Here is a 13562-nt window from a genome sequence, read left to right on the forward strand (position 1 = left end):
TGGTCGGGCTATTAAATCATTTTATATATTGAACTGAAATATTATTCCACTCATTAAAGCTTTTTTACCATTTCTTTATAATAGTAAATACTCCTAGTAAAAAGCAATAGATTTGTTTTTATAATTTCATTTTCTTTTATAACTTGAATAATAGCAGACATTTTGTATAATAAAAGACGTTGTCAGTAAACAATATATATATTTTAACTAAACTTTTATTTCTCGATGTTTACTAATACTAAATGAATTGGAGTGCAATCTTATGCAGATTGGGACCAAGATAAAGCGGCTGCGTTTAAAAAACGGTTTAACCCAGGAAGAACTGGGAGAACGAACCGATCTCAGCAAAGGATTTATCTCTCAGCTCGAGAGAGATTTAAACTCTCCTTCTATCGAGACACTGTTCTCCTTGTTGGAAGTGTTGGGCACTTCACCGAAAGAGTTTTTTGATGACTCTGATGAAGATAAAAAAGTGGTTTTCATGCCCGATGAACACATCATTCACACGGATGAAAGTCTTGGATATGAAATTGATTGGCTGATTACGACTTCAAATAAAAAAGAAATGGAACCCGTTTACTTAACATTGGCCGAAAAGGGCCAATTTAAACAATTTGAGCCATCTCTTGCCGAAACTTTCATTTATATTTTGGAAGGAAAAGTGCGTTTAGTGTTAGGCAGCCAAGAGCACATAGCAAAAGCCGGCGATTCAATTTATTATGAAGCCTCTGATCATCACCAATTGATCAATGCCTATTCAGGAAAATCTGAAATGATTATCGTTACGACTCAATCTTATTTATAACAGGAGGTATCATATGTCACACACACCGATCATCCGCTTTGATAACGTGACTCAACAATATGAAGGAGCCGGCAGCGTGCTCAGCAATATCAGCTTTGAACTGGAAAGAGGAAAATTCTATACGCTGCTTGGCCCTTCAGGATGCGGAAAAACAACTATTTTACGATTAATCGCAGGCTTTATCACGCCTACTTCAGGTGATATTTATATCGAAGGAAAAAAAGTCAACCACTTGCCCGCAAATGAGCGCCAAGTAAACACCGTTTTCCAGGATTACGCTTTATTCCCCCATTTGAACGTCTATGAGAATATAGCGTTTGGATTGCGGATTAAAAAATTAAAAAAAGCGGAAATTGACCGGCGTGTTAAAGAAGCACTGGAGTTCGTCAACTTAAAAGGCTATGAAAAGCGGGAAATCCAGGAAATGTCTGGGGGCCAGCGCCAGCGTGTAGCCATTGCCCGTGCGATAGTAAATGATCCAGAAGTAATCCTGCTTGACGAGCCGCTTTCTGCGCTTGACTTGAAGTTGCGGACAGAGATGCAATATGAGCTGCGGGAATTGCAGCAGCGGCTCGGCAAGACGTTTGTCTTTGTTACACACGACCAGGAAGAAGCACTCGCTATGTCGGATGAAATTTTCGTCATGAATGCTGGAGAAATCCAGCAAAGCGGAACGCCCATGGACATATACGATGAGCCGATCAACCGTTTCGTCGCTGATTTTATTGGTGAATCGAATATTGTCTCAGGAGAAATGGTGGCTGACTATCGGGTCCGTTTCGCCAACAAGGAATTTGACTGCGTAGACGCTGGCTTAAATCCGAACGAAAATGTAGAAATCGTGATCCGTCCGGAAGACTTGGAGATTACTCCGGTTGCGCAGGGTAAAATGGCCGTTACGGTCGATACTCAATTGTTCAGAGGCGTCCATTTTGAAATTTCCACGCTCGATGAAGCCGGCAACGAATGGCTGGTGCATTCGACTAAGAAAGCTGAGGTCGGCTCACGCATCGGGTTGGATTTTGATCCAGAAGCAATTCATGTTATGCGCTTAAATGAAACAGAAGATGCATTTGATGCGCGCCTTGAAGCGTATGGAGAAAATGTTTATGAAAAGTAATGCAGCTCGTCCTTTCTACATGATCCCTTATTATCTTTGGATTGCTTTTTTTGTCATTGCACCCATTGTCCTTATTGGCTATTATTCTTTTTTTGATCTGGAAGGCAAATTCACGCTCGGCAATTACCAAAACTTTTTTTCATCGGTTTATTTGGAGCTGACGTTAAGTTCATTCTGGTACGCTTTTCTTATCACATTATTTTCCATATTAATCGCTTATCCAACGGCTTATTGGCTGACCAAAACGAAGCACAAGCAATTGTGGCTTTTGCTCATTATTATCCCTTCCTGGATCAATTTGCTTTTGAAAACCTATGCCTTTATCGGCATTTTCGGATTGAACGGACCGGCCAATAAATTAATGAGCGCGCTTGGAATCGGAAAACAGCAGATTTTGTTCACAGATTTCAGTTTTATTTTTGTGTCGGTTTATATCTTTATTCCTTTTATGATTTTACCGATATTCAACTCGTTGGATCGATTGAATCCGGCTTTGATTGATGCATCACGTGATCTGGGAGCCTCTTCCTGGATGACATTCAGAAAGGTTATTTTCCCTTTAGCGATCAATGGCGTAAAATCGGGGATTCAAGCTGTCTTTATCCCTGCATTGTCGTTGTTTGTCATCACCCGTTTAATTGCCGGCAACAAAGTGATCACGCTCGGAACGGCGATTGAACAGCAATTTCTCGTTACACAGAACTGGGGCATGGGGTCCACCATTGCGGTGTTCTTAATCTTATTCATGTTCATCATTATGATGGCGACAGGCCAGAAAGACAAAGGAGGTGCTGCAAATGGGAAAATTAAGTAAGCCGGCTCGGGTTTATTTGGCCTTTGTCTTCTTTGTCCTGTATGCCCCCATCTTTTATCTGATTTTTTATTCATTCAATAGCGGCGGTACGATGTCGAGTTTTGAGGGCTTTACATGGGAACATTATGCTGCTGTATTCAATGACACCCGCTTGATCATCATTTTGCTGAATACCATCATTGTGGCTTTGCTGTCATCGTTGATCTCGACGGCAATCGGCGTGCTGGGAGCGATCGGCATTGTTTTTTTACGGAACCGGAAGATACGGAATGCGGTCTTATCGCTTAACAACATACTGATTGTCAGCCCCGATGTTATTATCGGAGCCTCGTTTTTGATCCTTTTCACAATGGTTGGCGTTAAACTTGGCTTTGCTTCTGTGCTGATTTCACATATCGCTTTCAGTATTCCGATTGTCGTGATCATGGTGCTGCCTAAGCTGCAGGAAATGAGTTTTTCGCTGATTGATGCGGCGGCGGATCTTGGAGCTTCAAAACGGGATATTTTAACCCGTGTCATTATCCCTTATATCAAGCCAGGAATTTTCGCCGGATTTTTTCTGGCTCTCACCTACTCGCTTGACGATTTTGCCGTAACATTTTTTGTTACAGGCAACGGTTTCTCTACACTATCCGTAGAAATATATTCCATGGCGCGTGCCGGAATCACTCTTACCATCAATGCGTTGTCCGCCTTGATCTTTATCGTGACGCTCGGGCTTGTTGTCGGTTATTACTTCTTTAATCAACGGGCACGCACCGTCGGAACAGGAGGCCAGTAATATGAAGAGCATCGTTCAAGTAAGCGTAGCAATTCTTGTTGTTTGCGCTCTGTTGTTTTACGGAGTCGCATCTCTCGAAAAAAGCTCTGCAACAAGCGGCGGTGGATCGATAACCGTCTATAACTGGGGCGAATATATCGACCCTGAACTGCTTGAGCAGTTTGAAAAAGAAACCAATATCAATGTCGTATACGAAACCTTCGATTCAAACGAAGCGATGATGACGAAAATCGAACAAGGAGGCACATCCTATGATGTCGCTATACCTTCCGAATATGCCATAGAAAAAATGAAAGAAAATGATTTATTAATTCCGATTGACCACGAAAAAATCCCGAACTTGAAAAACATCGATCCTTATTTTCTCGATTTGCCTTTTGACCCTGGCAACGAATTTTCGATTCCATATTTCTGGGGAACCGTCGGCATTGCCTTCAATCCCACGCTTTTGGAAGGGCAAACTTTTGAAAGCTGGGACGATTTATGGGATCCCAGCCTCGAGCAGGAAGTTATTATAGTAGACGGCGCCCGGGAAGTTATTGGCATGGGGCTAAACAGCTTAGGTTACTCGCTGAATTCGCGTGATGTTGCAGAACTTCGGGAAGCTACCGATAAACTGAAGACGCTGGGACCGAATATCAAAGCAGTCATCGGCGATGAAATCGTTGAAATGATGCGGCGGGAAGAAGCGGCCGTAGCCTTAACTTGGTCTGGCCAGGCCGCCGATATGATGTTCGTCAACGAAAACATCGATTTTTCTGTTCCTGAAGAAGGCTCCAATCTTTGGTTCGATAATATGGTCATCCCCAAAACTTCAAGTAATATTGACGGCGCACATGCCTTCATCAACTTCATGCTGGATGCAGAGACCGCAGCACAAAATACCGAGTATGTCGGCTATTCCACTCCCAACCAGGCTGCTGTTGAACTGATGGATCCGGAAGTCACCGGAGATGAACGCTTTTATCCTCCTGAAGAATTGCGTGAACGGTTGGAAGTTTACGAAAACCTCGGACTTGAAATGCTGGGCATCTACAATGAGCTTTTCTTAGAGTTTAAAATGGATATGGAAAATTAACAGGCAGACTTTTCTGGCTGTTTTTTTCTTTGCTCAACGGGTATTGTATTTCATATTCTTTATGATAAACTTTTAGACACACGAAATATTAACGAAAGAAGGACAATATATGGCCGCAAAGTCACATAAATTCGCCTTGTATGTATTGATGTTCAATATGTTTATTGCCATGAGCGGAATCGGTCTAATCATTCCTATTATGCCAGAGTACTTGGATACTTTCGGCGTCGCAGGGCAGGCGCTCGGCACTTTGGTTGCAACTTTTGCACTCGCGCAATTCCTCTTTTCACCGCTTTCCGGCCAATTGTCAGATAAGTATGGGCGGAAAAAACTGATCATTTTTGGCCTGATCATTTTCGGGCTGTCACAATTAGTATTCGGATTAGCTTCCCATCTATGGATTTTGTATCTCGCCCGGTTCTTCAGCGGCCTTGGCGCAGCATTTTTAATTCCTCCGATGATGGCATTCGTGGCAGATATCACGACATTCGAAGAACGCGGCAAAGGAATGGGCTTGCTTGGCGCTTCCATGTCGCTTGGCTTTATGGTAGGTCCAGGATTCGGCGGATTTTTAGCGGAAGTCAGCCTGCAATTCCCTTTCTATGTCGCGACTACTGTCGCACTCTTAGCCGCTGCCATTTCGCTTATCGCTTTGCCGAACGTAGCACCGACCGTCCCTGCCATTCCTGTTAAGAACGAAAATCTGTTGGAGCAGATGAAACGGTCAGTCTATACTCCTTATTTCGTCATGCTGCTTGTCATGCTGATTTTCGCTTTTGGCTTGGCCAATTTCCAGTCCACCATCGCTTTATATGTGGACAAGAAATTTCAGTTTACCCCTAAAGAAATTTCGGTATTGATAACGATAGGTGGTTTTGTCGGAGTAATTGCCCAAACTTTCGTCATCAACCGGCTGTTTAAACGCTTTGGCGAGATGAAAGTGATTTTGGTCAATCTGCTGGTTTCAGCGGGAGCCATGATCGGTATATTATTCGTCAGCACATTCTGGACAATTTTGCTGGTGGCGACGGTATTCTTCACTGCAGCTTCCCTGCTGCGGCCTGCTATTAACACCTTGATTTCAAAACTTGCGGGCAAAGACCAAGGGTATGCAGCGGGGATGAACAACGCTTATATGAGCTTAGGCAATATGATAGGACCTGCTTTAGCCGGAATCCTTTTTGACATTGACATGAGCTTCCCTTATATTTTTGGAACCGCCATTTTAATCACGTGTTTCTTTATCGCCAATACTTGGTCTATGAGAAAACAGCAATTACTGGCTGCCAGCAGAAGCTAATAAGAAAAGCTGGCACCTGTGTAAGGAAGCCCCGTCTGTAATGGCGGTCTTTGCCATTACAGACGGGGCGCTGGAGTCTGGATAAAAAATAAAAAGCGAAAAAGAGATTAATTTCTCTTTTTCGCTTTTATTAATTGGCCGATTGTTTGAGTCGCATCGGCAGATTCATCTTCATTCTTATATTTTCTTGCTGGAATTCTTAAACCAAAGCGGCGGATGGTGATATCTGTGAAAAAAAGCAGCATGGCTAACAGCAGCAGTAATTGCTGAATTGGCTGCTGTGCTCCACTCTCATATGGAACATCTCGCATTGCTGTGTCCAGTGATTCTAAAACCTGGCCACCGCTTCGCTCAGCAAGAGTTGTCAGCATCGGCACATTAGGAGCAAGGATTTTGAATTCATCGCCGTACGGCACTGTCAGGCCCGTTTTATAAGAAGCTCCGTTTTCATTTGAAATGCTGAAAAACACCAAGCCCGGATCGGCATCCATCGTAACTTCCACTTTACCTGGAGCAACAGGCTCTGTTTTAATCGGAATTTCATTGCCTTTTTCATCCACCACTGTGACATCAATGATGGCTGAACTTTGGGAAGGGTCTTCAATGGAATAGACCCCTTGCTGCTGAGCGCTCACTGAAAATGGAATCTCAGTAAAGGACGGCAGCAATTCGGAAACGGTCCGGTTCCAAAAAGCCGGCCAATTATTCCAGGATTGGAAATCCCCGCTCCAAGCGCCGCTGCCCGATGTATAAGCAATCGTTTTGCCGAGTCCATAGTTCCAGGCGGCCAGCACCGGATCTTCTTCTTCACTTTCAAGTGCTACCGAAGCTGTGCTTTTAGGAGTGGTGGCGATATAGGCATTCATTTTTGGAACGCCTGCATTAAACAAATTATTCCAGTTGCTGTCATAGACGATAGGGCGGAAAGGTTCGTCAACGATATAGGTCCGCGACATCATAATTGTTTCCCTCGATAAGATAGCAGGAATGGTTGTAGCGTCGGTGACATCGTAATAACGGCCATTGCCTGTTGTTGCCAGCGATTCCAGTAAGTTTTTATCGGCATCAGCGCCAATGGAAACTGTTGATAATGTCACATTATTCTCTTTGCCGTTTTCTATCAAGCTGTCATAATCGTTCTGAGTAGAGGACTGGCCATCTGTCAATAGAATAATGTGCTTGCGCTGCAGTTCCAAATCTTCTAATTGGCTATAAGCTTCTTCCAGAGAGCGGTAAATCTCTGTTCCTCCGCCTGGTGTGACAGAAAGGATTTTATCGGCCGCATCCTTTGGATTCTTCAGTTTTTCGGTCGGGACAATTTGCCAAGGCTGATCATCGAAGGCAATGACGCCTACCGTATCATCTTCCCGCAATAATTCCACTGAGCGGGCTGCCGCTTCTTTCGCCAACTCCATTTTTGTGCCCGCCATGCTTCCTGAACGGTCCATTACAATCACCAACCCCAGGGAAGGCAGTTCATGTTTGCCTTTGACTTCCATTTCTACTGGCAAAATCCGTTCGATTGGCGACTTGAAATAACCGCCGAGCCCAAAACTCTGATCGCCTCCTACCATCATGAAGCCCATTCCAAATTTCTGGACGGCTTGTTCAATAACTGCCATTTGCTGGCCGCCGACTGTAGTGCCGGATACGTTATCAAAAATGACAGCGTCGTATTGCAGGATAGATGATAAATTAGCGGGCAAGTTATTGGCTGCTATATTGGTCACCCGTATGTTCTCTGTATCCAGCAATTCTGGAATCGGACTTTCTTCGCTGCCATTGACGACCAGCAATTCAGGGCTTCCTTCGACTTCTGTCATGCTGATTAAAGCATTATTTTCCAGGAATGCATCGTTCTCCAGTTCCAGCCTGGCTTCATACTTTGCCAGCCCTTCCTCTTTGGCCGGGTATGCATATGAAAATAAGTTTTCGCCTTCAACCAGCGCAATGTCCTGGCGGTCCAGTTCTTTATCGTTTTTGGAGAAAACCAATTGCCCCGCCGCTTCTCTATCAGCTTCAATTTGTACAGAAAACACTTGTGATTCCCCTAAAAAGGCATTCACCGGAGTTTTGAAACTAAGGATCCCTGCATCGTTTCGGGCTTTTTGCTCAATTGGCATTACATCGATTTGTATGCGGTCCCCTTCAAGGCGGTTTAGGCTTTCAAGTGCCGAATCCTGGGTTTCATTGCCATCAGTCAAGACGACTAAACGAGTAGCTATACCCGTATCGCCACTGTTAGCGGCAAGCTCGAGAGCACGTGCAATATTCGTATGGCGGTTTTCGTTTTGCGTCTGGTCCTTCGGCAATGGCCGCATTTCTTTTGAAACAGGCAATAGTGTTTGAAAATCCTCCGCAAACGTATAGACTCCGACACTTTGCGAATCTTTTTTCCCTGCCATCGCAGAATCGATCGCTGCAGCTATGCCATCTTGCGTTCCTGCCATCGAAGCCGACCGGTCCACCAAGAAAATGATTTGTTCTTGTGCCGCTGGTCGGTAAATTCCTGGTGCCGCCAGCGCAAAGATTACGAGCAGCACAGCAATAATTCGGAGAATGTATACGATGCGATACTGATTCGAATATTTTTTATAATTCCGATAGCCGATTATGGCAAAATAGGCAATAGTGGGAATCAGCAGCCAAAGCCATAGGGGATTATCTAAGCGCAATTCCACGTCGGTACACCTCCCATTCCACCAGAAGCAAAATCAGAATAAAAATCAAAATTGGCGGCACTATGGAAAAACGAACTGTCTCTTCTTCACTGGCAGCTTGCCCGATCTGATAATCCGCCCCTGCTGCAATTGCTTTTTCTTCATTGCTTAGCTGAACAATCATCTTTAAGTTCTGGCTGTCTCCTTTGACGTCATAGATTCCCGGTTTTGCCGGTGCCGCAAAAGGCCCTTGTCCTTCAAGATAGGAATGCATATACTCACCGTCTTTAAAAATTTCCCATTCCCCAGAACTTGAAGCGAGTGTCACAGAGCGGTATTCATTCGGCTGGAAAAACCCCAGAAAACTTTCGCTTCCAGCCAGTTCATTGGCGGCACTCCATAAAAATAACGGAAATGAAGGACTCAGCGGCCAGTCGGTCGATTGAATGTCCGCGAGTATTACAATATCTCCTTCTGGAGACAATTGGATAAAAGGCTTTCCGTCAATGGATGCAATCGTTTCAAATGAATCGAATCCTGGATAGAGATGGGAAACATAGACATCATCCAACGGCGCATACGTGAACAAGGGATGATCGACCGTTTCAATTTGTCCTGCCACTTCAACAGCAGCTGCGTCGTTTCTTCCGATCAGCAGAATAGGGGCACCTTCGTTTGCCAATGCTGTCTGATTAGTGACAATCGGTGCTCCTTTTCGCTGGTCCAGTTGGTTTGAAGCCACCGAAGTCACTTTCATATCCAGTGAATGAAAACCGCTCGCTACTAATTCATGAAGGCTGGAATCGATAAAGACCGTATTGATTGGCTGTTGGACAAAAGTTGTCATTTCATTATCAGCCGAATAATCATCGTTGATATCCAATGTGGCTGTCCATAGCTTTTCTTCCGGCAGTTCTTCAAAAGGCACTAAAATTTCTTCTTTCCCTTTTAATTCGATGGCAGTTTCTTTTGCAAATTCTCCAGTTGATAAGCGGATGGCGCCTGTAAGGCTGTCTTCGCTTTCATTGACCACTTGGACGATAGCCTTCATGCCTTCTTCAGTTTGAGTTAAGCCGAATTGCCGGATGGAAACATTGCGCAATTGCCCTTCCATGCCATGGACTTCATAAGCAAGATCCGTTTTGTTTGCCAGAACTTTCCGGTCAAGTGCATCGGTAAAGACATGGATTACGGTTGATTCGTTATCGACAAGCGTTTCTGCAAAAAGCAAAGTTTGCTCCATATGCGCATTCTCATATGTCACTTCTAATTGCTCTATCGCTTGTTCCAGCGTTGCCATATTTCGCTGGTCTCTGGCGATCACTTCCGGACTTTGGCCGGTTAGAACAATCGTAACCGGCTTGCCGCCGGTCTGTTCCAGCAGTTCCAGCATTTTTTCTTTTTGTTTATCAAAATTGCTTGGACTGCCGGCCAGCATTGTCGCAGAGGTATCGACAACGAATATAAATTCATTGCCTTTTAATGTATCCGAATTTATATAAGGCTGCAGCAAACCGAAAACACATAGCAGCAGGGCGGCTAACTGGAGATAAAAAAGCAGATGATGCTGAAGTTTTTTCAAATAAGGGGAAGCCTGGATTTCTTTCATCGTTTCCTGCCAGAACAAAGTGGAGGAAACCGGCCGGTCTTTGTATTTTTTCCGGAAAAAATAATACAGAATGACTGCAAGCGGCATAATGATCGTCCAAATCCAACCCCAGTTTGTAATTCCCATGCCGCTTCACCTCATTCAATCCAATTTTTTCGAGCCAGTTGCTGAAACAAGACGTGCTGGATGCCATCTTCAATCCGAATCTCCAAATACTGTACTCCATGCTTTGCACATAACGCTTTTAAGCCTTCCGTATGCAGTTCCCTTTTTTGGCGATAAGTCTGTATAGCTTGTTGGGTTATCGTCACATTGACATTTTCGCCGTTTTCGTCATCAATGAGCCGTAAATCACCCGAAAAATCGGGAGCTCTTTCTTCTTCAGCCGTCAAATGCAAAAAGCGGATATCGTGCGAAAATCTAGGGACTTGCCGGAAAAACGTTTGCCATTCTTCCAGAGGCTCCAAGCCATCTGAAACCACGAACAACACCGTCGAATCTTTAGCGGCATAAAAACTGGCGTCTTTAGTGAATGAATCTTTTTCTGGCAATGGCAAACTTGAGATGAAATGTTCATACAGTTTCCTTGCTGATTTTCCTTTTTTCCGAAAAGGTGCAATAGCCGCTTGTCCTGCTGAAACTGTCAACCGGTCGTCATGGCTCAGCACCATGAGCCCCAATGTAAAAGCCAGCTGCTTGGCAAATAGCCATTTGGAAGCCATTGATTTTGAGCTGTCGATTAACACGTGGACACGCATTTCCTGTTCATCCAAATAACGCTTGATGTAGACGCGCTCTGTCCGGGCATAGACATTCCAATCAACGTGCCGGACATCATCTCCGGGGTGATATTCCCGGAAATCGGAAAAATCCAATGAAGAACCGAACCGCATAGAACGATGAGAACCTTTGTGATGTCCTCTTATTTTAGATTTTGTCGCTATGGAAAAACGTCCGATTCGAGTAATCCAGTCTGCCGGCAATTGCAATGACGTCATTTTAAAACGCCTCTTCCGGCACCGCTGACTATAAGATCAATTAAATCATCCGTGCTTGCCCCGTTAGCCTCTCCTTCATAATTCAGTAAAAGCCGATGGCGCAAGACCGGTTTTGCTACATATTTCAAATCCCCGATGGATACATGGTATCTGCCTTCCGTCAAAGCCCGGGCTTTAGCCAGGCGAATTAAGCTTTGCAGACCGCGTGGCCCGCTGCCGTATTGAACAAATTGCCGAATCGGTTCAAATTCGGATTGCGCCGGGTGGGTGTTTTGAATGATATCCACAGCGACCATTAAAATATCTTCAGCTATCAAAACCGCTTTCACCAGTTGCTGGGCCTCGATTAATGCAGCCGTATCCATCTTCTTTTCCAATACAATGGTTTCTGAACCCGTCGTTCTTCTGCTGATTTCAGCAAGTTCTGCACGGCTTGGATACGATACGAGGATTTTGCAGAGAAAACGGTCCATTTGAGCTTCCGGCAATGGATACGTGCCTTCCATTTCAATCGGGTTTTGCGTGGCCAGCACAAAAAACGGTCTGGCCATCGTTTTGGTATCGCCTAAAATTGTTACCGTCTTTTCTCCCATCGCTTCCAGCAAGGCGCTTTGGGTTTTGGGCGTCGCCCGGTTTATTTCATCCGCTAATACCATCTGATGAAAAATCGGCCCTTCCCTGAACGTGAATTGCTGCCTGCCTTCTGCATCCCGCTCAATGAGACTGGTGCCGGTAATATCAGTTGGCATTAAATCTGGTGTAAACTGGATTCTGGAGAAAGACAAGTCCAGCACATCTGAAATTGTACGAATCAGCATTGTTTTCCCAAGCCCTGGCAAACCTTCCAGCAAGGCGTGCCCATCTGCCAAAACGGAATAAAGAGAAAACTCGATCGCTTCTTCCTGCCCGACAATAAAATGTCCGATTTCTTCCCGCACTTCTCGCAAACGGTCGCTCATTTCAGTAAATTGTTCCGGTCTAAATGTCATGTAATCCCCGCTTTCTATTGTTCTGACTCGATTGAAGAAAAGTATTGCTCAACCACTTTCTGCAAATCCGGCGGCAATTCCAGCTTATCTGCGCTGGAAAAATAAGAATCCGAATATTGGCCGACAACATCCGAATAAGGACGGACAGTCCCACGCTCTGCTGGCACTACAGCCTCTTGTTCTTCCCGAGCTTCCCCTTCACCAAGTTCTCCATTATCCACTTCAGTTTCTCCTGTGCCCCCGATTCGGGACGGAACAGTAAGTAATTCACGATTGCCTTGTCCGGTTCCTGCCCCTTGTCCTTGTCCTTGTCCTTGTCCTTGTCCTTGTCCTTGTCCTTGTCCTTGTCCTTGTCCTTTTCCTTGTCCCTCTCCTTGGCCCTGTCCTTGGCTTTCTCCTTGGCCTTCTCCTTGGCCCTGTCCTCTGCCCTCTCCTTGCTCCTCTCCTCCGCCTCCGCCTTGGCTAGTTCCTTCTCCATTGCCAGTTTGGCCAGAAGATGACGTGGTTCCGTTTTCTTGTCCTGCTTGAGTTCCAGAGCTTTCTCCAGCATTTTCTGCCTGATTATTCGCTATTGTTTGCTGAAGCGGAAAATTCACCGGTTTGCCCATATTGCTCAAAGCAGTTTGAGTCTCCCCTGCCTGTTCAGCTAATTGATCCGCAGCTTTCCCTCGATCTTCACTATCCTCCTTCACTTTTTCAGTGCCTTCTTCAGCCAGCTGCTGCTCTTGCAGATTCAGCTCTTTTTGCTTTTTCACCACTTCTTTTAACGCGTCTTCTGCAGTTTTACTTTCTTCAATCTTTTGCTGCAGCTCCTGCATTTCTTTTTTCAGCAGATCCGTTTCCGCTTTTTTCTCAATTTCCGCTACTTCTTTTTTTATCTCTTCAATCAATTCCAGTTCCTTTTCAATTTCTTTCGCTTGCTGTTGCGAAGTGCTGGGAAACAGCACCAATAAGCTCAACAGTGCAGCACTTATTATTGAACCCACTAGCCATTTTCTAATAAACCATTTACGGGGTTCTTTTTTAAACAAATGATAACTTGAGGGAATTATTTCCACGGTTTTATTTGTTAAGGCGTCAGTCAGATGATTGTTTTCTTGAGTTTGCCAGACCGTCAGCAGCTGATTATGAGGTGTGTAACGGTCGAGTTCTTCAACTGCTTGATGCTGATTGGGCATGTCCCGCAGCGATAATGCCAGCCAAACAATCAGCGTCAGTGCGCCGGCAGCATATGCATAAAATTCATAATAAGGAAGCACGAACAACCGTGACAGAACAAGAAGCAGTACAGCAGCAGTTAATCCGATAAAGACCGCTAGTTGAAGCGACTGGCTTATATGCACCCTTTTCAAGCGCCTGCCCGCTTTTTTTACGTAAATCGCAATGTCGCGGTTGTCCATGAAAATTC

The 13562-nt window shown here is 44.8% G+C and carries 11 protein-coding genes; 6 read left to right on the plus strand and 5 right to left on the minus strand.

Features of this window, described 5'->3' with window-relative positions; genetic code table 11:
* The first annotated feature begins 262 nt into the window (after positions 1-262).
* The 6 genes from ACSFXN_RS11985 (at position 263) to ACSFXN_RS12010 (ending at position 5898) form a co-directional block, all read left to right on the plus strand.
* On the plus strand, positions 263-805 hold the full coding sequence (locus ACSFXN_RS11985; protein ID WP_437150338.1) for a helix-turn-helix domain-containing protein: 543 nt from the start codon (positions 263-265) through the stop codon (positions 803-805).
* 13 nt (positions 806-818) lie between these two features.
* A complete protein-coding gene (locus ACSFXN_RS11990; protein WP_437150339.1) occupies positions 819-1925 on the plus strand; it encodes an ABC transporter ATP-binding protein in 1107 nt (368 codons plus the stop codon).
* Positions 1915-2739, plus strand: a complete 825-nt coding sequence (locus ACSFXN_RS11995; RefSeq protein ID WP_300989736.1) for an ABC transporter permease — start codon at positions 1915-1917, stop codon at positions 2737-2739. The genes ACSFXN_RS11990 and ACSFXN_RS11995 overlap by 11 nt, the downstream gene beginning before the upstream one ends.
* Positions 2723-3520 carry an ABC transporter permease gene (locus ACSFXN_RS12000; RefSeq protein WP_437150340.1) on the plus strand — a complete coding sequence of 266 codons (798 nt, stop codon included), beginning with the start codon at positions 2723-2725 and terminating at the stop codon, positions 3518-3520. Before ACSFXN_RS11995 ends, ACSFXN_RS12000 begins: the two co-directional genes overlap by 17 nt.
* Position 3521: 1 nt before the next feature.
* Positions 3522-4598 (plus strand): ABC transporter substrate-binding protein, encoded by a 1077-nt coding sequence (locus ACSFXN_RS12005; RefSeq protein ID WP_437150341.1) that lies wholly within the window; start codon positions 3522-3524, stop codon positions 4596-4598.
* A 109-nt stretch (positions 4599-4707) separates the two neighbouring features.
* On the plus strand, positions 4708-5898 hold the full coding sequence (locus ACSFXN_RS12010; RefSeq protein ID WP_300989739.1) for an MFS transporter: 1191 nt from the start codon (positions 4708-4710) through the stop codon (positions 5896-5898).
* A 107-nt stretch (positions 5899-6005) separates the two neighbouring features.
* On the opposite strand, the gene ACSFXN_RS12015 is transcribed toward ACSFXN_RS12010, so the two are convergent.
* The 5 genes from ACSFXN_RS12015 to ACSFXN_RS12035 are packed head-to-tail and all read right to left on the minus strand — an operon-like array spanning position 6006 to position 13554.
* Complete coding sequence (locus ACSFXN_RS12015) at positions 6006-8579, minus strand: VWA domain-containing protein (RefSeq protein ID WP_437150342.1); 2574 nt, start codon at positions 8577-8579, stop codon at positions 6006-6008.
* The gene (locus ACSFXN_RS12020; protein ID WP_437150344.1) at positions 8560-10293 is read right to left on the minus strand and encodes a vWA domain-containing protein; all 1734 of its coding nucleotides are present in this window, start codon (positions 10291-10293) and stop codon (positions 8560-8562) included. The genes ACSFXN_RS12015 and ACSFXN_RS12020 overlap by 20 nt, the downstream gene beginning before the upstream one ends.
* Positions 10294-10304: 11 nt before the next feature.
* Positions 10305-11165 carry a DUF58 domain-containing protein gene (locus ACSFXN_RS12025; protein WP_437150345.1) on the minus strand — a complete coding sequence of 287 codons (861 nt, stop codon included), beginning with the start codon at positions 11163-11165 and terminating at the stop codon, positions 10305-10307.
* Positions 11162-12154: an AAA family ATPase gene (locus ACSFXN_RS12030; protein WP_437150346.1), complete on the minus strand. Its 993-nt coding sequence runs from the start codon at positions 12152-12154 to the stop codon at positions 11162-11164. The genes ACSFXN_RS12025 and ACSFXN_RS12030 overlap by 4 nt, the downstream gene beginning before the upstream one ends.
* A 14-nt stretch (positions 12155-12168) precedes the next feature.
* Complete coding sequence (locus ACSFXN_RS12035) at positions 12169-13554, minus strand: hypothetical protein (RefSeq protein ID WP_437150347.1); 1386 nt, start codon at positions 13552-13554, stop codon at positions 12169-12171.
* Positions 13555-13562: the final 8 nt, after the last annotated feature.

The organism is Planococcus sp. 1R117A, assembly GCF_051417975.1.
GTDB classification, from domain to species: Bacteria; Bacillota; Bacilli; order Bacillales_A; family Planococcaceae; genus Planococcus; species Planococcus shenhongbingii.

What these genes read in the sequence shown, in the direction of transcription:
- ACSFXN_RS11990 (WP_437150339.1), top strand. Translation starts at nt 819, where the DNA reads ATGTCACACACACCGATCATCCGCTTTGATAACGTGACTCAACAATAT.
- ACSFXN_RS12000 (WP_437150340.1), top strand. Translation starts at nt 2,723, where the DNA reads ATGGGAAAATTAAGTAAGCCGGCTCGGGTTTATTTGGCCTTTGTCTTC.
- ACSFXN_RS12030 (WP_437150346.1), bottom strand. Translation starts at nt 12,154, where the DNA reads ATGACATTTAGACCGGAACAATTTACTGAAATGAGCGACCGTTTGCGA.
- ACSFXN_RS12025 (WP_437150345.1), bottom strand. Translation starts at nt 11,165, where the DNA reads ATGACGTCATTGCAATTGCCGGCAGACTGGATTACTCGAATCGGACGT.
- ACSFXN_RS12020 (WP_437150344.1), bottom strand. Translation starts at nt 10,293, where the DNA reads ATGGGAATTACAAACTGGGGTTGGATTTGGACGATCATTATGCCGCTT.
- ACSFXN_RS11995 (WP_300989736.1), top strand. Translation starts at nt 1,915, where the DNA reads ATGAAAAGTAATGCAGCTCGTCCTTTCTACATGATCCCTTATTATCTT.
- ACSFXN_RS11985 (WP_437150338.1), top strand. Translation starts at nt 263, where the DNA reads ATGCAGATTGGGACCAAGATAAAGCGGCTGCGTTTAAAAAACGGTTTA.
- ACSFXN_RS12005 (WP_437150341.1), top strand. Translation starts at nt 3,522, where the DNA reads ATGAAGAGCATCGTTCAAGTAAGCGTAGCAATTCTTGTTGTTTGCGCT.
- ACSFXN_RS12010 (WP_300989739.1), top strand. Translation starts at nt 4,708, where the DNA reads ATGGCCGCAAAGTCACATAAATTCGCCTTGTATGTATTGATGTTCAAT.
- ACSFXN_RS12035 (WP_437150347.1), bottom strand. Translation starts at nt 13,554, where the DNA reads ATGGACAACCGCGACATTGCGATTTACGTAAAAAAAGCGGGCAGGCGC.